This window comes from Clostridium sp. AM49-4BH (assembly GCF_003478335.1).
Taxonomy (GTDB): Bacteria; Bacillota; Clostridia; order Lachnospirales; family Lachnospiraceae; genus Butyribacter.
In genome coordinates this window covers 1-21087 of record NZ_QUFB01000040.1, presented here as the reverse complement: position 1 = coordinate 21087, position 21087 = coordinate 1, and the positions used below count along the sequence as shown (strand labels likewise).

18 protein-coding genes and 1 pseudogene are annotated in these 21087 nt (G+C 43.5%); 18 read left to right on the top strand and 1 reads right to left on the bottom strand.

Going from position 1 to position 21087, the window contains the following annotated elements:
- The first annotated feature begins 49 nt into the window (after positions 1–49).
- The 12 genes and pseudogenes from mnmA (at position 50) to DW981_RS10910 (ending at position 14904) form a co-directional block, all read left to right on the top strand.
- Positions 50–1112 (top strand): annotated as a pseudogene (mnmA, locus tag DW981_RS10965) (tRNA 2-thiouridine(34) synthase MnmA).
- Between the two features lie 695 nt (positions 1113–1807).
- Positions 1808–2860, top strand: a complete 1053-nt coding sequence (hydE, locus tag DW981_RS10960; RefSeq protein WP_118507743.1) for a [FeFe] hydrogenase H-cluster radical SAM maturase HydE — start codon at positions 1808–1810, stop codon at positions 2858–2860.
- 257 nt (positions 2861–3117) lie between these two features.
- On the top strand, positions 3118–4425 hold the full coding sequence (locus DW981_RS10955) for an O-acetylhomoserine aminocarboxypropyltransferase/cysteine synthase family protein (RefSeq protein WP_022025614.1): 1308 nt from the start codon (positions 3118–3120) through the stop codon (positions 4423–4425).
- Positions 4426–4549: 124 nt separating this feature from the next.
- The gene (gene cysK, locus DW981_RS10950) at positions 4550–5482 is read left to right on the top strand and encodes a cysteine synthase A (protein ID WP_022025613.1); all 933 of its coding nucleotides are present in this window, start codon (positions 4550–4552) and stop codon (positions 5480–5482) included.
- Positions 5483–6096: 614 nt separating this feature from the next.
- Positions 6097–6402, top strand: a complete 306-nt coding sequence (locus DW981_RS10945) for a metal-sensing transcriptional repressor (RefSeq protein WP_118507742.1) — start codon at positions 6097–6099, stop codon at positions 6400–6402.
- Positions 6403–6548: 146 nt separating this feature from the next.
- Positions 6549–9200 carry a heavy metal translocating P-type ATPase gene (locus DW981_RS10940; protein WP_118507741.1) on the top strand — a complete coding sequence of 884 codons (2652 nt, stop codon included), beginning with the start codon at positions 6549–6551 and terminating at the stop codon, positions 9198–9200.
- Between the two features lie 215 nt (positions 9201–9415).
- The gene (locus DW981_RS10935; protein WP_118507740.1) at positions 9416–10111 is read left to right on the top strand and encodes an ElyC/SanA/YdcF family protein; all 696 of its coding nucleotides are present in this window, start codon (positions 9416–9418) and stop codon (positions 10109–10111) included.
- Between the two features lie 143 nt (positions 10112–10254).
- The gene (locus DW981_RS10930; protein WP_182434240.1) at positions 10255–11604 is read left to right on the top strand and encodes an alpha-L-fucosidase; all 1350 of its coding nucleotides are present in this window, start codon (positions 10255–10257) and stop codon (positions 11602–11604) included.
- 95 nt (positions 11605–11699) lie between these two features.
- A complete protein-coding gene (locus DW981_RS10925) occupies positions 11700–13283 on the top strand; it encodes an FGGY-family carbohydrate kinase (protein ID WP_118507738.1) in 1584 nt (527 codons plus the stop codon).
- Positions 13284–13309: 26 nt separating this feature from the next.
- The gene (locus DW981_RS10920) at positions 13310–14002 is read left to right on the top strand and encodes an L-ribulose-5-phosphate 4-epimerase (protein ID WP_118507737.1); all 693 of its coding nucleotides are present in this window, start codon (positions 13310–13312) and stop codon (positions 14000–14002) included.
- A gap of 21 nt (positions 14003–14023) precedes the next feature.
- Positions 14024–14731, top strand: coding sequence for a hypothetical protein (locus DW981_RS10915; RefSeq protein WP_118507736.1), 708 nt, complete (start codon positions 14024–14026; stop codon positions 14729–14731).
- Positions 14719–14904 carry a CorA family divalent cation transporter gene (locus DW981_RS10910; protein WP_118507735.1) on the top strand — a complete coding sequence of 62 codons (186 nt, stop codon included), beginning with the start codon at positions 14719–14721 and terminating at the stop codon, positions 14902–14904. Before DW981_RS10915 ends, DW981_RS10910 begins: the two co-directional genes overlap by 13 nt.
- A gap of 137 nt (positions 14905–15041) precedes the next feature.
- Here DW981_RS10910 and DW981_RS10905 read toward each other — a convergent pair whose 3' ends face one another.
- Entirely contained in the window at positions 15042–16649 is a 1608-nt protein-coding gene (locus DW981_RS10905; RefSeq protein ID WP_022025865.1) for a Na/Pi cotransporter family protein, read from the bottom strand.
- Between the two features lie 320 nt (positions 16650–16969).
- On the opposite strand from DW981_RS10905, the gene DW981_RS10900 reads away from it, so the two are divergent.
- From DW981_RS10900 to DW981_RS10875, 6 genes are all read left to right on the top strand, one after another.
- Positions 16970–17692 carry a zinc metallopeptidase gene (locus DW981_RS10900; RefSeq protein ID WP_243034729.1) on the top strand — a complete coding sequence of 241 codons (723 nt, stop codon included), beginning with the start codon at positions 16970–16972 and terminating at the stop codon, positions 17690–17692.
- Between the two features lie 75 nt (positions 17693–17767).
- Complete coding sequence (locus tag DW981_RS10895) at positions 17768–18268, top strand: NUDIX domain-containing protein (protein ID WP_118507734.1); 501 nt, start codon at positions 17768–17770, stop codon at positions 18266–18268.
- A gap of 357 nt (positions 18269–18625) precedes the next feature.
- Positions 18626–18814, top strand: coding sequence for a sigma factor (locus tag DW981_RS10890; RefSeq protein ID WP_182434239.1), 189 nt, complete (start codon positions 18626–18628; stop codon positions 18812–18814).
- Positions 18754–19098 (top strand): RNA polymerase sigma factor, encoded by a 345-nt coding sequence (locus DW981_RS10885; RefSeq protein WP_118507732.1) that lies wholly within the window; start codon positions 18754–18756, stop codon positions 19096–19098. The genes DW981_RS10890 and DW981_RS10885 overlap by 61 nt, the downstream gene beginning before the upstream one ends.
- A 29-nt stretch (positions 19099–19127) precedes the next feature.
- Complete coding sequence (locus DW981_RS10880) at positions 19128–20321, top strand: hypothetical protein (protein ID WP_118507731.1); 1194 nt, start codon at positions 19128–19130, stop codon at positions 20319–20321.
- A 32-nt stretch (positions 20322–20353) separates the two neighbouring features.
- Positions 20354–20785 carry an SH3 domain-containing protein gene (locus tag DW981_RS10875; protein WP_118507730.1) on the top strand — a complete coding sequence of 144 codons (432 nt, stop codon included), beginning with the start codon at positions 20354–20356 and terminating at the stop codon, positions 20783–20785.
- The last annotated feature ends 302 nt before the right edge of the window (positions 20786–21087 follow it).

The window sequence follows — 21087 nt, the reverse complement described above, 5'->3', positions numbered from 1 at the left end:
AATAAGCGTTAAGTGAGGAATTAAGTTGAAAGAGACAGTTGTAGTAGGAATGTCAGGCGGGGTCGATTCGTCGGTAGCCGCCTATTTATTAAAAGAACAGGGTTACAACGTGATCGGTGTGACAATGCAGATATGGCAGGATGAGGATGTCTGTACATTAGAACATGAGGGCGGATGCTGCGGATTGAGCGCGGTTGATGATGCCAGACGCGTTGCAGATGTGCTGGAGATTCCTTATTATGTCATGAACTTTAAGCAGGAATTTCAAACCAACGTGATCGATTATTTTGTGCGTGAATATCAGGCAGGACGTACACCGAACCCTTGTATTGCATGTAACCGCTATGTGAAGTGGGAGTCGTTATTGCAGCGAAGTATAGAGATCGGAGCAGATTATATCGCAACAGGACATTACGCACGTATCAAGCAGTTACCGAATGGACGCTATGCGATTGCTAATTCGGTGACAGCGCGCAAAGATCAGACCTATGCGTTATACAACCTGACGCAGGAACAGCTTCGCAGACACTGATGCCGGTCGGTGAATATGAAAAAGAACGGGTGCGTCAGATCGCAGAGGAAGTGGGGCTGCCAGTAGCTCACAAGCCGGATAGCATGGAAATATGTTTTGTACCGGATGGTGATTATGCTTCCTATATCGAGCAAGCAACAGGGAAACCATCGGTTCCCGGTAACTTTGTGGATGTAGGTGGACATATTTTGGGACAGCATAAAGGAATTATTCATTATACAGTAGGACAACGCAAGGGGTTGGGACTCGCACTCGGATATCCTGCCTTTGTAGTGCAGATCCGTCCAGAGACAAATGAAGTTGTGATCGGCAGCTTGGAACATAATTTGTCGCATCACGTATACGCACGTGAAATGAATTTTATGGGCGAGGAAATGTTTGACGAAAATGCAGTGTATCAGGGAAAGATTCGCTATAACCATGCCGGAGCAGCATGCCATATTGTGCGTAGGCTGATGATCTTTACGAATGTATTTTTGAGGAGCCGCAGCGTGGAGTGACGCCGGGACAGGCACTTGTCCTTTATCGGGATGGTATTGTAGCCGGTGGCGGTACGATCTGCAGACCGGAGACAGAGTGAGCATTGCAGTATGCAGTGATTTGATCTGCAGAAAAAAGCAGAATAGAACTATGTGATAGGATGGAACAGTGTGGCGGGGCTGCAGTGTTCCATGTTTGCTTTATAATTATATATTCAAACTTTGCACATCAAAAGTTGCTGTCGGGTCACATATTGATTATTATGTCAGCAATAACTATGATATTTTGCAGCCGACAAACTAACTTATTCTGCCGTCAGAGAACTAAGATAATTGCCGCAGAACGCTGAGTTTTTACGTGATTTCTTATTTTGTTAAGTCTCTGATGAATACATGCCTGAAGGAGTGTCTGAGATGTCCCGGTTTAGCAAGGTATCATCCATTTTTGACGGGACGCTTTCGCTACGATGCGCTACGTCACGTTACTTAATGTCTCTGAAGTACGAGACATAAGTAACGACGAGCGCAAAGTCCCTTTCAAAAATGATGAATACCTTGCTTCCGGGACGGTTAAGTTTACGTAAGGCATGTAAATCAATCATCAGAGACAACAAAATCTAGAAATCACTAAAAACGAAAATGCGGCAAGGCAATTACTATAGTTCCCTGACGGCAGAAATCACTATGTAGTGGCTGCAAAATACTTAGTATTCTTTGACATAATAAGCAATATGTGACAGCATGACAATTTTTGATGTGCAAAGTTTGGGGTATTTATATAGAAGAAAGGATTCATATGAACACAATAGAATTGATCGATCGTTTGGAACAGGACAAATCCTTACAAAAAGAAGAGTGGATTCATGTTATTGAAGATGACAGTGAGGAAAATCGTAAATATGCTGCAGAAAAGGCACGTGCTTTGGGTGATACGTATTATGGAAAAGAAATATTTGTACGTGGTTTGATCGAATTTACAAATTATTGTAAAAACGATTGTTATTATTGCGGCATTCGATGCAGCAATAGCAATGCCAATCGCTATCGACTGCGCGAAGAGGACATTCTGGCATGTTGCGCAGAGGGAGATCGCCTGGGCTTTCGGACGTTTGTGCTGCAAGGCGGAGAGGATCCATATTACACAGATGACAAGATTGTGGATATTGTCCGGGAAATTAAACGGCGCTACCCGGAGCATGCGGTCACTTTGTCGATTGGAGAGCGGGAACGGGAAAGTTATGAGCGTTTTTTTGCGGCGGGAGCAGACCGTTATCTATTGCGTCATGAAACGGCCAATGATACGCATTATCGTAAATTGCATCCGGAGAGCATGTCGTTATCGCATCGAAAACAGTGTCTTCGTGATCTAAAGGAAATTGGCTACCAGACGGGGTGCGGATTTATGGTAGGCAGTCCCGGACAGACAGCGGCAGATCTGGCAGAAGATTTCTTGTTTATCCATGAACTACATCCGGAGATGATAGGGATCGGCCCGTTTATACCGCATCAAGACACGCCTTTTGCGAATGAAACACAGGGAACTTTGGAACAGACATTATATTTGTTGAGTTTGCTGCGTATTATGCAGCTGGATGTATTGCTTCCAGCGACAACAGCGTTGGCGACCATTCATCCACGGGGACGTGAACTTGGTATTTTGGCAGGAGCTAATGTTCTTATGCCAAATTTGTCTCCGGTGGCAGTGCGTGCAAAATATTCTTTGTATGACGGAAAGGTATGTACCGGGGACGAGGCAGCCGAATGCCGTAATTGTTTGGAGCGGCGTGTAGAAAGCGTTGGGTATCATACAGTCGTTGCGCGGGGCGATAATATCTCCATACTGCGGTAGCAGTATGGAGATATGGCAAATTTGTGCCATAGGCACAAAGTTTGCGAGTGGGAGAATAAATGAATGATAACTGCGGTAGCAGTATGGAGATATTGCACCCTAATCTTTGAAAAAATAAAAAAGTATATAAACCCTATTGACATACTAGGAATATAGTAGTATACTCAGTTCATCACTTGAAACAGACAGTGCAAGACGCCTCATATTATGCGGTGTCAGGGAACATGTGAAATTAGTACAGAAAAGGAGTTTGAAATATGGCAAAGTTAAAGAGAGAAGACAGAAATTTGAAGTTTGAGACATTACAGTTGCATGTTGGTCAGGAGCAGGCTGACCCGGTTACGGATGCAAGAGCCGTACCGATTTATCAGACATCTTCCTATGTATTTCACAATAGTGATCATGCAGAGGCTCGTTTTGGCCTGAGTGATGCAGGTAACATTTATGGACGTTTAACAAATCCGACAGCAGATATTTTTGAGCAGAGAATTGCAGCACTGGAAGGTGGTGTCGCAGCACTTGCAGTAGCATCCGGTGCAGCAGCAATTTCTTATACATTGAAGACATTGGCACAGAATGGTGACCACATTGTATCAGCAAGTAATATTTATGGTGGTACCTACAATTATCTGGAGCATACACTTCCTCAGGATGGCGTGCAGACTACATTTGTAGATATTGCAAATTTTGATGAGGTTGAGGCAGCAATTCAGGACAACACCAAAGCGGTTTTCATTGAGACATTAGGAAATCCAAATTCAGATGTTGTTGATATTGAGGGCATTGCAAAGATTGCACATGCACACAAGATTCCACTTGTCATTGATAATACATTTGGAACACCATATCTGATCCGTCCGATTGAGTATGGTGCAGACATTGTTGTACATTCTGCAACAAAATTTATTGGTGGACATGGAACTACGATTGGTGGTGTCATTGTTGATAGCGGTAAGTTTGACTGGGAAGCATCCGGCAAATTTGCATCTTTGACAGAGCCAAACCCAAGTTACCATGGAATCAGCTTTACAAAAGCAGTTGGTCCGGCAGCATTTGTTACAAAAATCCGTGCTATCTTGCTTCGTGATACAGGCGCAACACTTTCCCCATTTCATGCATTCATTTTCCTGCAGGGATTAGAGACATTATCTCTTCGTGTTGAGCGTCACGTGGAAAATGCATTGAAAGTTGTGGAATATTTGAACAATCATCCACAGGTAGAGCGCGTACATCATCCATCTGTAACGGATGATCCGGAGCAGCAGAGATTATACAAGAAGTACTTCCCGAATGGTGGCGGTTCCATTTTCACCTTCGAGATTAAGGGTGATGATCGCACAGCGAAAGACTTTATTGATAACTTGGAGATTTTCTCTTTGCTGGCAAATGTAGCGGACGTGAAGTCCTTAGTAATTCATCCGGCAAGTACTACACATTCACAGATGACGGTAGAGGAGTTAGAGGAAGTAGGTATTTATAAAAATACGATTCGTCTTTCTATCGGTACCGAGCATATTGATGATATCATTCAGGATTTGGATGAGGCGTTTAAGGCTGTAAAATGATAGTAAATATACCGCATAATAAGTATTATGGGACATCGTAACATAAATGGGTATGGGAAGTTTGAGTAATCAATTAAAAAATAATGATCACTAATAACATTTTTAATATAAGGAGGACACTAACATGGCAAAGATTTATGAAAGCGTTACAGAATTGATCGGAGGAACACCGATCTTGAATGCAAAGAATTTTGCAAAACAGGCAGGAGCTAATGCAACTCTTTTGGCAAAATTAGAGTATTTTAATCCGGCAGGAAGTGTTAAGGATCGTATCGCTAAAGCGATGATCGATGAAGCAGAGAAAAGCGGCAAATTAAAAGAAGGTTCTGTTATTATCGAGCCAACCAGCGGAAATACAGGAATCGGTTTGGCATCTATAGCAGCAGCGAAAGGCTACCGTATTATTTTGACAATGCCTGAGACAATGAGTGTAGAGCGTCGTAATTTGTTAAAAGCATATGGTGCTGAGCTTGTCTTAACAGAAGGCGCTAAGGGTATGAAGGGTGCTATTGCCAAAGCAGAAGAGCTGGCAAAAGAAATCGAAGGCGCATTCATCCCAAGTCAGTTTGAAAATCCAGCTAATCCGGCTGCACATCGTGCAACAACAGGACCGGAGATTTGGAAAGACACTGACGGAAAAGTTGATATCTTCGTTGCCGGTGTAGGTACCGGTGGAACAGTTACCGGTATCGGCGAGTACTTAAAAGAGCAGAATCCGGATATCAAGGTTGTAGCAGTAGAGCCGGCAACTTCTCCGGTTCTTTCTAAGGGAGAAGCAGGACCTCATAAGATTCAGGGAATCGGTGCAGGTTTCGTGCCGGATACATTGAATACTAAGATTTATGATGAGGTGTTACCAATCGAGAATGAAGATGCATTTGCAGCAGGAAGAGCATTTGCTAAGGCGGAAGGTGTATTGGTAGGAATTTCTTCCGGTGCAGCATTGCATGCAGCAACCATTTTAGCAAATCGTCCGGAAAATGCAGGCAAGAACATTGTCGTATTATTACCGGATACAGGTGACAGATATTTGTCAACTGCACTTTTTGCAGACTAATCAGTGATTTGAAGCAAGTTAAACTTCTTACAGTTGGTAATTTTTAATATAATTTTGAATGAGAGGCGGCAAAGTGTTGGCAATGAGATGTAGGTTACGCCGGTTGCTTTGCCGACCTTAATAAAAGATAGCAGACAATTAATAATAAAACCTAAAGATGAATAATTGTAAATAAAAAACCTAAGAGAAAAAGATTAAAACATACATAAGGGAAATGGTGTACCTAAAAAGCTTGTGATTAACAAAAAACTTCGCAAAGCAGACAAGAAATGGATCAAGAAACTGGCGAAGAAATGGAAAATAAAAGTTGTTGAGAAAAAATAAGCTAAGTCCTGCACCGTTACATGCAGCGGCATGCTGTCTAAATGAGAAATTTAATTCTTGACAAATACCCTACAGGGGTATATCTTAAGTGAAGATACCCCTGTAGGGTATTTCTTTTTGCAGGAAATTTTTGGTTTCCTATGGTGTAGCTTGATATCGGCTATTTGTGCTGCAGACGTCACAAAGCAGCCTTGATCGCAGAGACGAACATATGCGAATAAAATCCGCATAGACAGGTAGCTTGCGATTTCTCTGACACGAAAGCGTTTGCGGAATGGAGAATAAATAATATGGCAGAAGAAAAACTTTGTCCATGTCACAAGACGAAGGTGCGAGATGATAAGGAGTATAAAGATCTGCTCAATCGTTTGAATCGTATCGAAGGACAGATTCGCGGCATTAAAGGCATGGTAGAACGGGATGCGTATTGCCCGGATATATTGATACAGGTAGCTGCAGCAAATGCCGCATTAAATAGTTTTAATAAAGTTTTATTGGCAAATCACATAAAAACCTGTGTTACAACGGATATTAAGGATGGGAAAGAGGAAACGGTGGATGAATTAGTAAAAGTCCTGCAAAAATTAATGAAGTAGCCGCAGGACAATCTATTCATGACAGGTAACTGTCAACGAAAGCTGATTTATTCATGACAGGTAACTGTCAACGAAAGCTGATCTATTTATGACAGGTAACCGTCAACGAAAGCTGAGTTATAAAATTCACAGAAAGGAAGGTTCAAATGCAGCAGTATATTGTAACAGGAATGAGCTGTGCGGCGTGTAGTGCCGGGGTGGAAAAAGCAGTCAACGCAGTTCCGGGTGTTACCTCGTGCTCCGTTAGTCTGCTTACCAATTCGATGGGGGTAGAAGGAAGTGCATCTGGTGATGCCATCATTGAGGCGGTACAAAATGCAGGATATGGAGCCAAAATAAAGGGTGCAGACGTGCAATCCGGGAATGCGCAGAATCAGGGAGCACTCGAAGAGGAACTTGTTGATCACACCACGCCGCTTTTGCGAAAGCGCTTGCTGTGGTCGGTCTGCTTTTTGCTAGTACTTATGTATTTTTCTATGGGGCATATGATGTGGAATTGGCCGGTGCCGAAATGGATGGCAGGGAATCATGTGGCGATGGGATTGACACAAATGCTTCTCACGATCATTATTATGGTGATCAATCAGCATTTCTTCATTAGTGGGTTTAAGAGTTTGTGGCATCGGGCACCTAATATGGATACGCTCGTAGCATTAGGTGCGACAGCGGCATTTGGATATAGCACATATGCATTGTTTGCCATGACGGATGCTGTGATGCGTGGCGCGGACAAGCAGGTTATGGCGTATATGCACGACTTTTATTTTGAGTCTGCGGCGATGATCTTGACATTGATCACAGTCGGCAAAATGTTAGAGGCGCGCTCGAAGGGAAAGACAACGGATGCGCTCAAAGGTTTGCTTAGACTTGCACCAAAGACTGCCGTCGTTGTACGAGATGGCGCCGAAGTGACAGTGGATATTGCCAGTGTACAAAAAGACGATATCTTTGTGGTCAGACCCGGAGAAACGATACCGGTGGATGGCATCGTGCTGGATGGCAATAGTGCGGTGGATGAATCGGCACTTACAGGAGAGAGCGTTCCGGTGGACAAGCAAAAGGATGATCCGGTATCTGCAGCAACGATCAACCAGTCTGGTTTCTTGAAATGCCTTGCGACGCGTGTCGGCGAGGATACGACGTTGTCACAGATCATTCAAATGGTTAGCGATGCAGCAGCAACGAAAGCGCCGATTGCCAAGATCGCTGATAAAGTATCTGGAGTATTTGTGCCAACCGTGATCGTTATTGCAGCAGTGACGATGGTTGTTTGGCTGCTTACCGGTGCGAGCATCGGTTTTGCATTAGCCAGAGGCATTTCCGTGCTGGTTATCAGCTGTCCGTGTGCATTAGGGTTAGCAACGCCGGTAGCGATCATGGTGGGAAACGGTGTCGGTGCAAAACATGGAATATTGTTTAAGACAGCCGTTTCGTTGGAAGAGACCGGTAAGATGGATGTTGTATGTCTGGATAAGACAGGTACGATCACGAAAGGCGAACCGCAAGTTACGGATGTCGTTGCAGCGGAGGGCGTATCGATCGATGAATTACTGTTGTACGCATATTCGTTGGAGCAAAAAAGTGAGCATCCGCTTGCTAAAGCTGTCCTGAAATACGGACAGGAGAGCAACTTAACTCCAATAGAACCGCAAGAATTTATGGCATTGCCGGGAAATGGATTGTCAGCAATGTGCGATGGCGCAAAGATAATGGGAGGCAGTCGAAAGTTTATTGAGCAGACGATTTCACTCGAGAAAGTGTATAGCGATCGAATCGATTCACAGAATAAGAAATTCGATCGGCCGACAGAGCAGGAAAAGTCAATTGCGCCAGCCTCTGGTCGTTCGACAGAGCAGAAAGAACTGATCACACTGGTATCGGACCGCTTGGCGGGTCAGGGTAAGACACCACTCTTTTTTGCAAAAGATGGCAAATTGCTTGGTATTATCGCAGTTGCGGATGTGATCAAGGAAGACAGTCTTTCTGCTATTAAAGAGATGCAGGGTATGGGACTGCGGGTCGTTATGCTGACCGGTGATAATGAACGCACTGCGAAAGCAATTGGTGATCAGGTCGGCGTAGATGAGGTGATCGCCGGAGTGCTTCCGGATGGCAAAGAAGCGGTTGTCAGACGCCTGCAGCAATATGGTAAGGTTGCCATGGTTGGAGATGGCATTAACGATGCACCGGCTCTGACCAGAGCTGATATGGGTATCGCGATCGGCGCCGGAACAGACGTTGCCATTGATGCAGCAGATGTGGTTTTGATGCAGAGCAGACTTTGCGATGTGCCTGCGGCAATTCGCTTGAGCAGAGCAACGCTGCGCAATATTCACGAAAATCTGTTTTGGGCATTTTTCTATAATGTGATCGGTATTCCGCTGGCGGCGGGAGTATGGATCCCGTTGTTTGGCTGGGAGTTAAATCCTATGTTTGGTGCTGCAGCAATGAGTCTGTCCAGTTTTTGCGTGGTATCCAATGCATTGAGATTGAATCTCTGCAAAATATATGATGCCCATAAAGATAAAAAAAGAGCTGGAAATTCACAAATTCAGCCCAAAATAGTATATAATGAGGAGGAAACAACGATGACGAAAACAATGAAAATTAACGGAATGATGTGTGGACACTGCGAGGCAACAGTGAAGAAAGCATTGGAGAGTTTGGATCAGGTAACAGAGGCTGTGGTAAGCCACGAGGCAGGGACAGCAGTTGTTACGTTATCTGCAGACATCGCAGATGATGTATTGAAGCAGACAGTAGAAGCGAAAGATTACGAAGTGACATCCATTGAGTAATAGAGCATAACCCAATGTTGATACGGATCCCGGAGTGTACGTTTTTATGGACAGGAAAGCATTCTCCGGGATTTTCTTTGATTAATAGGAAATTGCTGTTGTGTAGCGTGACATCACCAAGAATTGCTTTAGCAATTCTTGCAAAGCAAAGCGCTGGCTTTGCTTTTTTTGTTTAGCAGGAAAATATGTAAATTCCTGCTTGGATTGGAGGGGATATGAAAACTTTTATTACAAAACATAAGAAAGGGATCAAACGAATGTTGATCGGATGTGGGATTGTTGCTGCGCTTGGTGCAGCCGTTATATTTGGTATGGATGCGTATGTGGTGCATTACGCCAAAGGTTATGTATATGAGACAGGACAGGAAAACAGTATGCCGAAAGCCGACTGCATATTGGTATTAGGGGCGGGCATGAAGCCCAATGGGGAGCCAAGCTTAATGCTTCGTGATCGTTTAAATCGTGCGATCGAATTATACCGTGCGGGGGTATCGGATCGTTTCCTGTTGACCGGGGATCATGGCAGGAAAGGCTATAATGAAGTACAGGGAATGAAAGACTATATTATGGCGAATCTGGATGTCCCGGAGGATAAGATCTTTATGGATCATGCAGGCTTTTCAACGTATGAATCCATGTATCGTGCCAGAGATATTTTTGAGGTACATAATCCGGTTGTTGTCACGCAAAAGTATCACGCATATCGCGCGGTGTACGCTGCACGTAAATTGGGACTGGATGCTTATGCCGCACCGAATAAACGGATGAAATACCGTAATATCTGGATCTGCAAATTGCGCGAAGTGGCTGCGAGAGATAAGGAAGTGGTCAATCTGTGGATACAGCCAAAGCCGACTTATTTAGGAGATAAGATTCCGATCAGCGGAAGTGGACTGGCAACGAAAGATTGATCTTAGAGATGTCCGAAAAATGCAGATACTTGTCTGTCTGCTCTATAGTATGGCAAATAGACAAAGTGTTATAATTAATATGGAGTTATGTTTCGTGATTATCGGACAAGTACTGACATAACAGAAAGGGGAAGGTAATGACAATGAAAAAAAGCAAAAAAGTATGGAGCTTGTTACTGGTATTGAGTCTGGTGATCGGCATGGCAGCAGGAGGTGTGCAATCGCAGGCGTACAGTGTTCCATCGAACATGAAGTGGTGGACGAAAGATCGTTTCGGTATGTTCATTCACTTTGGAGCGTATTCCTATTATGGACACGGGGAATGGGCGATGCAGATCGAGGGGATTTCCAAGAAAAAATATCAACAGACGGTAGCCGCAAAGTTCAATCCAACCAAGTTTAATGCCAATGAAATTGTGAAATATGCAAAGCTTGCCGGTATGAAATACATCGTGATCACAGCCAAACATCATGAGGGAATGGCAATGTGGGATACGAACGTTGCCAGCTTTAAGGATTATACCGGTAAGACGATGTTTAGTCTGCAGCAGTATACACCATTTGGCAAAACCGGCCGTGATGTGCTGATGGAGTTAAAAACAGCTTGTGATAAGGCAGGGATCAAGTTTGGCTTGTATTACTCGATCATAGATTGGAACCATTCGTCGCAGACGATCAACGGTGATTTTACGAAGATGAAGTCAATGGCTGCGCGCACAGCATACATCCGCGACATGAAGGCTCAGTTAAAAGAGTTAGTGGACCGTTATGATCCGGCAATTATGTGGTTTGACGGAGACTGGACTTATAGAAGAAAGGCGCCGACACTGGCAAAATGGTGGACGAAAGCAGATGGAAAAGATCTGTATAAATATGTAAAATCTTTGAAATCTTCTATATTAGTAAACGAGCGTGTCTGCCGTGGATTTAAGCTGGGTGATTTTGAGTGCCCGGAGAGAAGTATTCCGGAGAAAGCACCATCAAGACCATGGGAGACTTGTCAGTCCATGAACGATGCGTGGGGCTATAAAAAGGATTTGGAGAATTCATATCGAAGCTATAAATATTTAATCCGGGAATTGGTCGATGTTGCTTCTAAGAGTGGTAATTATCTGTTAAATATCGGACCGAAGGGTGACGGTACTATGACAGCGGGAAGTAAGAAAGCACTGCGTGGCATTGGTAACTGGATGAAGAAAAACGGCAGCAGTATTTATGCTACCTCCGGTAATCCGTTTGGTAAGGTCCCATCTTGGGGAACATATACCAAGAAAGGTAAAAATGTCTATGTACATGTGACGAAATGGTCTAAAAATAAAAAGCTGACAGTACGCAAGTACAAAAATAAAAAGCTCAAAAAAGTCTATTTGCTGGAATCCGGTAAAAAGATTTCCTGCAAAGGCAATAAAAAAGGAAAGACGAAGGTGACCTTAAAGGTGACGAAGAAAGTACCTAATAAAAAAGATACGGTTATTGTGATGCAGTATAAATAGGTGTCCGTATAATGGCACAGCAAGACGGGCAGGCGTTTAGCGCATGAGATGTAGAGAAAATGATTCACTAGAAGATTAAGAGAAAGGAAGAAAATATGGAGATCGCACAATATATACAAGAAGGAAAAGCAGTACTTGGCATTGAGTTTGGTTCGACGCGTATCAAGGCTGTGCTGATCGGAGAACAAGGAGAACCACTTGCTTCCGGCAGCCACAACTGGGAGAATCGCTTAGAGGATGGTGTGTGGACATACCACGAGGAGGATATCTGGAATGGTTTGGCAGACTGTTATCGTTCCTTGGCAGAGCAAGTACAGCAAAAATACAACGTAACGCTCACAAAGCTTGCAGCAATTGGTTTTTCGGCGATGATGCATGGATATTTGGCGTTCGATGCGAAAGGAGACTTCTTGGTTCCATTCCGTACTTGGCGCAATACAATGACAGAAGAGGCGGCAGAGCAGTTGACGAAACGGTTTGCGTTTAATATTCCGCAGAGATGGAGTATTGCACATTTATATCAGGCAATTTTGAACGAGGAACCACATTTATCGAAGCTTTCTTATTTTACGACATTGGCAGGTTATGTACATTGGAAGCTCACAGACGAAAAAGTACTCGGCGTGGGCGATGCATCGGGAATGTTCCCAATCGACAGCGAGACGGGAGACTACGATAGTAAGATGCTGGCACAGTTTGATGAGATGATTGCCGATCGTGGATACTCGTGGAATATAAAGGATATTTTGCCAAAGGTCTTGTCGGCAGGAGAGGAAGCCGGAGTGCTGACCGAGAGGGGAGCCGCGTTATTGGATCCAACCGGTTCTTTACAGGCGGGGATTCCGTTATGCCCGCCGGAAGGAGATGCCGGAACCGGGATGGTCGCAACAGATAGTGTAGGTGTCCGCACCGGAAATGTATCTGCCGGAACATCAATTTTTGCGATGGTTGTACTTGAACAGGCATTAAAACAGGTGCATACGGAAATTGATATGGTTACAACACCTTCCGGTGAGCCGGTGGCGATGGTACATTGTAACAATTGCACCTCGGACATCAATGCATGGGTTAACTTGTTCGGTGAATTTGCGGATTACATGGGCTTTTCGGTAGACACAGGAACGCTGTTTACAAAATTGTTCCAAAAAGCAGAGGAGGGAGCGGCCGATTGCGGCGGTCTTCTTTCCTATAATTATTTTTCCGGAGAAGGTGTGACTGCATTAGATGCCGGAAGACCACTCTTTGTGCGTAAGCCGGATGCGGCATTTAACCTAGCTAATTTTATGCGTACACATTTATATAGTGCGCTGGCAACCTTGAAGATCGGATTGGATATTTTGCAGCAGGAGCAGGTTCAAGTTGACAAAATGTATGGACATGGCGGCTTCTTTACGACCAAGGGCGTCGGACAGCGGATTACTGCGGCAGCAATGAATGCACCGGTTTCAGTGATGGAGACAGCCGGTGAGGGCGGTGCCTGGGGTATTGCGCTGCTTGCAGATTTTATGGTTCATAAGCAGGAGGGACAGTCGCTGACACAGTATTTGGAAGATTATGTATTTGCCGGCAATGAAGGGACAACAATAGCCCCTGATCCGGAGATCGTGCAGGGATTTGAACAATTTATGGAATCATATCGTGGGGGCTTGCAGATTGAAGAAACTTCGTTAGATTGGTAAGCAGATATTTTCGAATGGAGGACACTATGTTAGAAGAGTTAAAGAAAAAGGTATATGAAGCAAATATGGAACTGCCGCGCAGAGGATTGATCACGTATACTTGGGGAAATGTAAGCGGGATTGATAGAGATACCGGATATTTTGTGATCAAACCCAGTGGCGTAGATTATGATAAGCTGCGTCCGGAAGATATGGTGGTCATGGATCTGGAAGGAAACCGTATCGAGGGAACGCTTAACCCATCATCGGACACGCCAACGCATTTGGAATTGTACAAAAAATATCCGGAAATCGGAGGCGTTGTGCATACACATTCGCCGGAGGCAACTTCGTGGGCGCAGGCAGGACGTGACATTCCGTTATACGGAACAACACATGCCGACTATTTTTATGGTCCGATTCCTTGTGCGCGAAGTCTGACACCGGAAGAGATTGGTGGAGAGTATGAGCGTAATACCGGACTTGTTATTATTGAGACATTTGAGCAGAGAGGACTGAATCCGATGCATACGCCGGGCGTACTCTGCACAAACCACGGACCGTTTACCTGGGGCAAGGATGCTGCTGAAGCAGTGCATAATGCGGTCGTGCTGGAAGAGGTTGCGCGCATGGCGATCCGAACAGAATTACTCAACCCTCAGGTACAGCCGGCACCGGATAGTATTCGTGACAAGCATTTTTTTAGAAAACATGGAGAAAATGCATACTATGGTCAATAGTATGATGTGAGGGGGATCGCTGTGGAATTTGCATTGAAACAGGGGCGGGTGCTGGTGCTTGATGCAGCGGAAGCGAAGGAACGCTGGGAGAGTGCCAGCTTTTGGAATGAAATGGAATATATGCTGCAGTCTAACCGTATGCATTTTTCGAAAGCTGTAGTTCTTGCGGACGCTGTGGTGGGCGAAATTATGTGGCATCCGGAAGAAGCATATGACGGCAGAGCGGTCAGTATTATTTACTATCTTGACCGCAGCGAACTGGTTTTGATCGGACAAAAGACCAGACATGATCACTGGGAAAAACAGCTTCGCTCGCTGATCAGTGATGAAGATGATCTGTCGCCTGTACGTTTTTTTATCCGCCTTTTGGATGAATTATTAAAAGATGATATCAAACATTTGCAGAGGATCGAAGCAGGCTGTTTCCAGATGGAAGAGGAGATCCAGTCCGGGGAGAAGACGGATCCGACCGGATTAATGGCCAAATATCGCAAAATATTACTCAACAAGAGCTTTCAATATCAACAGATGATGGATATGAGCGATACACTTGTCGAAAATGTCAATGATTTCTTTGATGAGAAAGAGGTGATCTGTTTTCAGACATATGGACAAAAGGTAGAGCGGTTATACAATCGCTCTAAAATGCTTCGGGAATATATGCTGCAAATACGAGAATTACAGCAGCAGCGCTGGATGAAGAACAAAATAGGATCATGCGTATCCTGACGATCGTCACGGCTATTTTTTCGCCGTTGACACTTGTGGCAGGGTGGTATGGTATGAATTTTGTTGGAATGCCGGAGCTTAAGAGTCATTACGGTTATCCTGTTGTGGCAATCGTGTGTGGTATCATCATTCTTCTTGAATTTATCTATTTCAAACACAAAAAAATGTTGTAAGAAGTAATGAATCCCCCTTAGGCAGATAAGGTAGATAACCAAAGGTCTGCTCAAGGGGGATTTAATTTGTGTTGATCCATTATTTTGAATAGGAAATTGCTGCTATGTAGCGTGACATCGCCAAGCAAGAATTGCTTTTAATTTGCTGCCTGTGCAATATTCATAGCGTGCGCTGCAACACGTTCCAGATCCATCAAAAGTTCTACGAACATCATACCCTGTTGTGAATTACATTTTCCCTTATTCATACGGACAATATGCTTTTCCTTCATGTCCTCGATCATGCGGTTTACATCTCGTTTCAAGGCATATACATGTGCGTATTTATCCTGATCCGGTGATACCATTTGGGCGTAAGCTTCTTTGTAAATACGTTCAATAATATCCACCAACCCACGGAGTTCTTCCATGGCGGTTTTACTGAAACGCTCCTTATTCTTGTGCATACGAATACTATATTGTGCCATATTTTCTGCATGGTCACCGATTCGCTCTAAATCATTGATTACATGGAATAGATTACCAACGTGCTTAGCCTGCTCTGGCGTCAGATCTGCAAAAGAACTCATGCGGATCAGTGCATCGGTAATTTTCTTATTTAAGAAATCGATCGTTTCTTCCGTCTGGTTGAAATCATCCTCGTCTTTCAAACGATTATCAAAATAATTCTCGGTAGCGAGACGAAGGTTGGTTTGTACCAGTTCTTCCATACGATTGGTCTCCGCATCGATCTGACCGATCATTGCAGTAGAAGTCGTATGCGTTGTTTCGCTGATAAACTCTAATTTTGCCATATTTGGCTCTTCGTCGGAGCCGCGAATGATCTTCTTAGACAAAGCGGCGATGAGATTTGAGAATGGGAACAACACGATCAGTGATACTAAGTTAAAGATTGTGTTCGCATTTGCAATACGGCGGCTCGGATCTCCGGAAGTCATCGACAACCAGTCGAGAACCGGAAGGAATGTAGTGGCTAACATAAAGATCAGCATACCACAGGTTTCAAAAATAGCAACGATGGCAGCAACGCGTTTGGCATCCTTTTTGCCACCAATAGAAGCTAAGATCGGAGCGATACTTGCACCGATATTCATACCAAGCATTACATAAAAGGCCGGGCGGAATCCAATGACACCGCTTACCGCCATGATCTGCAGCACACCGACGGAGGCAGAGGCACTTTGGATAATTACGGTGAAAATCACGCCGACCAGTACACCGAGCAGAGGATTGGAAAGATTTGCCACAATATTAATAAACCATTCTTCCTGTGCCATTGGTCTCATTGCGGTGCTCATGGTGGACAATCCGACAAAGAGGATACCAAGACTTGCGACAACCTGTCCGAAGCTTTTGATGTTGTTGGATTTAGCAAACATCAAGAAAGCAACGCCCACAAAGGCAATAACCGGAGCATATTTTGAAATATAATTGGTTGCAAGAAGCTGTCCGGTGATCGTTGTACCGAGCTTAGCACCCATGATGATTCCAACAGAGCGCTCTAACTGCATCATTCCGGCATTTACAAATCCGACGGTCATGACACACATGGCATTGGAGCTTTGGATCAGTGCGGTCAGACCGGCACCCAGCAACACAGCCATAATACGTTTTTCCGTTAATTTTTCCAAAATAGTTTTCATATAATCGCCGGCAAGTTTCTTCAAACCGTCGCTCATGAAAGTCATTCCAAAGATGAAGAGCGCAAGCCCTCCAAGAAGATTGATCACGTGTTCTGAAGTCATTCGTTTTCTCCTTATCAATCACTAAATGGTGTTATTTGCATAAAAATCACAGCACATATCGACGAAAAGCTTTGTAAAATCTAGGCAAATAATGAGATAAACAGTAGCATTTTACGTAAAATCCGCGTAAAGCCAAATATAATTATATAGCGTGTTTCTATGAAAAGCAATCATTTTTATATCATCGATCTATAGGAAATCGATGCATATTCCTCCACAACCAATATGGGAAGTTAAAGTAAGGTATAGTTGATAAACGAGATGGGAAATGCTATAGTTAGGATTAATGTAAAAACAATTGGAGTAAGGAGGATTAGTGTATGCAGACAGCACTTTTAAGTTATTTTCCGGGGATGTATTACTATATGGATCCGACATATGTTCTTGTTATTATTGGTGCGGTAATATGTATGCTGGCATCTGCCAACGTCAGCCGGACATTTAATAAGTACAGTCGATATCATAGCAAACGTGGTCTGACAGGGGCGCAGACAGCAGAAATGATCCTGCGAAGTGCAGGGATTACCGATGTACGAATCGAACATATCAGCGGACAGTTGACTGATCATTATGATCCACGTGCGAAGGTGGTGCGATTGTCAGATAGTGTATATGGTGCATCATCGATTGCCGCCGTTGGAGTGGCAGCGCACGAATGTGGACATGTCATTCAACATCATGTTGGTTATGTTCCGATACAGATACGCAGTGCCATTGTTCCGGTGGTCAATATTGGTTCTAAAATGTCGTGGCCGGTGATCATTGTTGGATTGCTGATCGGGCATACCAATTTGATCTATCTTGGTATTATATTGTTTGCGTTGACATTGTTGTTTCAGATTGTCACCCTTCCGGTAGAGTTTAATGCGTCGGGCAGAGCACTTCGTATTTTAAATGATAGCGGAATGTTATATGAAGATGAGGTGAGAGGGGCGAGACGTGTACTTTCAGCGGCAGCAATGACCTATATAACGGCAACGGTATCCACCTTATTACAGCTGCTTCGACTGGTGTTACTGTTTGGAAGAAGAGATAACGATTAAATCAAACATACACACTTCATACATTTCGAAGTTGTTTATTAAAACTACCGTCAGAGAAAGGAATGACAGATTACGATGGAATTATGGGATATTTACGATAAGGACAAGAAGCCAACCGGGCGAACCATGAAAAGAAATGATTGGTGCTTGAAAGAAGGGGAGTATCATTTGTCGGTACTCGGTGTTATTCAGAGACCGGATGGAAAATATTTGATCACAAAGCGTGCGGCTGACAAAGCTTGGGCACCCGGCTGGTGGGAAGTATCCGGTGGAGCGGCTATTGCCGGGGAGACATCGGAAGAGGCCGTGAAACGTGAAATCTTAGAAGAAACCGGACTGGATGTAACGAATGCAGAAGGTGGCTTTCTGTTTTCGTATCACCGTGAGAATCCGGGAGAAGGTGATAACTATTTTGTAGATGTCTATAAATATCATATGGATTTTACAGAGGAAGATATCAAATTGCAGACGGAAGAGACGAATGCATTTCAGATAGCGGATGCAGCACAGTTATCAGAATACGATAAGCAGGGGATTTTTTTACATTATCAAAGTATTAAGCAGGCGTTGCAATAGTGACAGTGTATGATGCCGGGTGGGAGAATCATTCACAGATATGTTCTGATATTAATTTTTGGTATGGTAAGTTCAAGTTTGATGTGCGAAGTTTGCGTTTTTGGATCTAAATACTTTACAAAATCAAAATAAACTCCACAAACTATTAATATTATTAGGAGAATATATGGAAAAAATTAATAATATTAAAAAATAAAATATTGCAAAATAAAATGAACCTTTTGGGCTTCTAAACAGTCATATAAGTAGAACCGCTCAAAAGGTGATCACTGGAGATGGTGAAACCTTGTGCCTATGGTGCACCTCTGGCACAGGGAGGTAATGCACTGGAAGTGTGCGCAGAAAGGAAGGAATAAATTGAGGCGTAGTTTGACTTCTAGGCAATTTGAACAATTTGTTGCAACAGAAAGAGGCATGCTGGTACGGCTCGCAATGAATATACTGCATCATCCGGAGGATGCAGATGATGCGGTGGCAGAAGCGTTATGCAAAGCGTGGGAACGCAGGGAACAGCTCGATCACCGGATAAAATGCGGTCGTGGGTAGCAAAGATTACAGTCAATACAGCGTTATCTATGATTCAAAAAAGAAAACGGGAAGAATTGGTGGAATCTATGGATGACTATCCGACGACAGCGGAGCCTGGTTATCCGCATAGCGGAATTTGGCATGAGATAGAAAGTCTGGCAGAGCAGGATCGTACATTGGTATATTTGTATTACATATATGGCTTTTCGCAAAAAGAGATAAGCGCAATCTTAAACATACCAACAGGTACGGTAAAATCAAGACTCTATGCAGCGCGACAAAAATTAAAAAATTGCAGGTAAATAATGGACTATGGAAGGAAGTAAATACAATGAGAAGTAGATTGGATCGAGAAATCAGCCGACGGTTGCTGCAGGAAGTTCCAACTGAACCAACGGTGAAAAACAGTAGAATAGATCAACTGTTATACCGGGTGCGTGCGGAGGACGTGCAGGATAATAGCAAAGTGGTGCGTGCATTCTCCTATCGAACGGCAGTCGCAGCGGTTGGCGCAGTCATTATATTGACGACGGGTACATATGCTGCTGTGGATAAATATCATGAGCATTTGCAATCAATGTCTCAAGAGGAACAGAAGCAGTTAAACCATATGACACAGGCACAACGGGAAGATGCAGATCACTATTCACGCAAGTTGTATTCTCAGGAGCAGAAGCGCAAGGAACTGCTGCAGAAGGAATATAAAAAGGGAACATTGCCGGAGACGAAGCTGAAGGAAGTAGATTCTCAGAAAGAAGTGAAAGCGAATGGCGGGAAAGAAGTCGTATACTGTCGTGCAAACAGTACCTTTTATCTGCCGAAGAGCGAATTGACCGATGAGCAGTTATTACAGATCATTGATTTTAATGAGCGGCGTGATTATGCGCTGGAAAAGCAGAATCAGGCAGACAGAGCGAGGGCTGCACAAAGGCCGGTTGACGAAACGGCAAATAAGCTGACAGAGGATCAGGCGATTGAGGCTGCCAAGCAGTATGTCAGCAAAATATATGGAATTGATACAAATCAGGCGAGGGCTGCAGTAGATGTGACGACCTATGAAGACAGCGAGGATGACGAATATAACATTGTTTTGAAAAAGAAAGGCTGGAAATATGAATATAGTGTTGCTGTAAAGATCAACAGCGGTGAAATAAATCAATCAGCTATATCTGAAGGAGATAAGTGGATTTCTGCTTCGGATGCAAGTTATCGAAAAGGGATAGAAAGAAAATATTTAAGAACAGTTCAACAGATGATGGATAAAATTGCGCCAAACCAACCAATAAAATCTATTTATGGCATATCACGGTTTGATACGCAGAATCTTCTTCTGTATGGAGAAATTACCTATTATGTGAGGAGTGAAGATGGAGTTACTTATGTGATAAAGTATGCGCCGTCAGATAAGTGTTTAACAGGAGTATTTGTGCATAAAGATTTTCATGAACTTTGGCAACAAATGAAAAGAGAGAAAAAACAGGATCAGAAGGAGGGGATAAATACAATAATAGAGAAGTGCTACTAAGCAGACAGTCAATCGCTAAGTAGGAGGATAACATGAAACAGTACAATAATAAGAAACAAATGATGTTAATGGTGCTTTGTGTTGTAATAGTGCTTGCAGGAAATATGCAGGCATCCGCTATGGTTATAGCAGATGATATACTGGCGGGGCGCAATGCAACTGAAGTGAGTTCTGCACAAGTTGTTATGGCAGATGGAGTTGTTATTTGCAATGAACTAGTTCCAACAGTCGATGTTATGATGTATTCAAATCAGAATGGATCGGTAAAGGGAGATGGGGTACGTTTACGTGCCAAACCAAGCACTTCAGCAACGGTGTTAGAAAGCATGAGCATACATGAAAAGGTATGCGTTGACATGACGAAGAGTAAATCTCAAAACTATAAATGGTATTATCTTAAAAGAGTTAAAACGGGTACATGGGGTTGGGTAAAAGCAGAGTATATAAGACTTAAAACAACTTAAGTGAGGGTGCTATAGCTTACTGCTTTGCACTAGGCAGAATTATTGCCAAATGCAGAGATAGTATATAGGTATAACAGGGTGGAATCTACGAAAGAAAGGAGATGGTCTAACATGGGACGAATAGTATGGATTAACATATTAAAAAAAGTTCCTACACCGCAGAGGGCAAGCCCATAGGCAGAATAGGAACTCGTAAAAAACCACAACAATTATAGCATATTTGACTTAATGATGCTATAAAAATCAGCTAATCGGAAGGAGTAAGGTATGTTAAAGCAGGAAATCCGAAGAGTGCTGCATTC

What these genes read in the sequence shown, in the direction of transcription:
- DW981_RS10905 (WP_022025865.1), bottom strand. Translation starts at nt 16,649, where the DNA reads ATGACTTCAGAACACGTGATCAATCTTCTTGGAGGGCTTGCGCTCTTC.
- DW981_RS10940 (WP_118507741.1), top strand. Translation starts at nt 6,549, where the DNA reads ATGCAGCAGTATATTGTAACAGGAATGAGCTGTGCGGCGTGTAGTGCC.
- DW981_RS10910 (WP_118507735.1), top strand. Translation starts at nt 14,719, where the DNA reads ATGCGTATCCTGACGATCGTCACGGCTATTTTTTCGCCGTTGACACTT.
- cysK (WP_022025613.1), top strand. Translation starts at nt 4,550, where the DNA reads ATGGCAAAGATTTATGAAAGCGTTACAGAATTGATCGGAGGAACACCG.
- DW981_RS10955 (WP_022025614.1), top strand. Translation starts at nt 3,118, where the DNA reads ATGGCAAAGTTAAAGAGAGAAGACAGAAATTTGAAGTTTGAGACATTA.
- DW981_RS10920 (WP_118507737.1), top strand. Translation starts at nt 13,310, where the DNA reads ATGTTAGAAGAGTTAAAGAAAAAGGTATATGAAGCAAATATGGAACTG.
- DW981_RS10930 (WP_182434240.1), top strand. Translation starts at nt 10,255, where the DNA reads ATGAAAAAAAGCAAAAAAGTATGGAGCTTGTTACTGGTATTGAGTCTG.
- DW981_RS10925 (WP_118507738.1), top strand. Translation starts at nt 11,700, where the DNA reads ATGGAGATCGCACAATATATACAAGAAGGAAAAGCAGTACTTGGCATT.
- DW981_RS10885 (WP_118507732.1), top strand. Translation starts at nt 18,754, where the DNA reads ATGCAAAGCGTGGGAACGCAGGGAACAGCTCGATCACCGGATAAAATG.
- DW981_RS10880 (WP_118507731.1), top strand. Translation starts at nt 19,128, where the DNA reads ATGAGAAGTAGATTGGATCGAGAAATCAGCCGACGGTTGCTGCAGGAA.
- DW981_RS10935 (WP_118507740.1), top strand. Translation starts at nt 9,416, where the DNA reads ATGAAAACTTTTATTACAAAACATAAGAAAGGGATCAAACGAATGTTG.
- hydE (WP_118507743.1), top strand. Translation starts at nt 1,808, where the DNA reads ATGAACACAATAGAATTGATCGATCGTTTGGAACAGGACAAATCCTTA.
- DW981_RS10945 (WP_118507742.1), top strand. Translation starts at nt 6,097, where the DNA reads ATGGCAGAAGAAAAACTTTGTCCATGTCACAAGACGAAGGTGCGAGAT.
- DW981_RS10875 (WP_118507730.1), top strand. Translation starts at nt 20,354, where the DNA reads ATGAAACAGTACAATAATAAGAAACAAATGATGTTAATGGTGCTTTGT.
- DW981_RS10900 (WP_243034729.1), top strand. Translation starts at nt 16,970, where the DNA reads ATGCAGACAGCACTTTTAAGTTATTTTCCGGGGATGTATTACTATATG.
- DW981_RS10895 (WP_118507734.1), top strand. Translation starts at nt 17,768, where the DNA reads ATGGAATTATGGGATATTTACGATAAGGACAAGAAGCCAACCGGGCGA.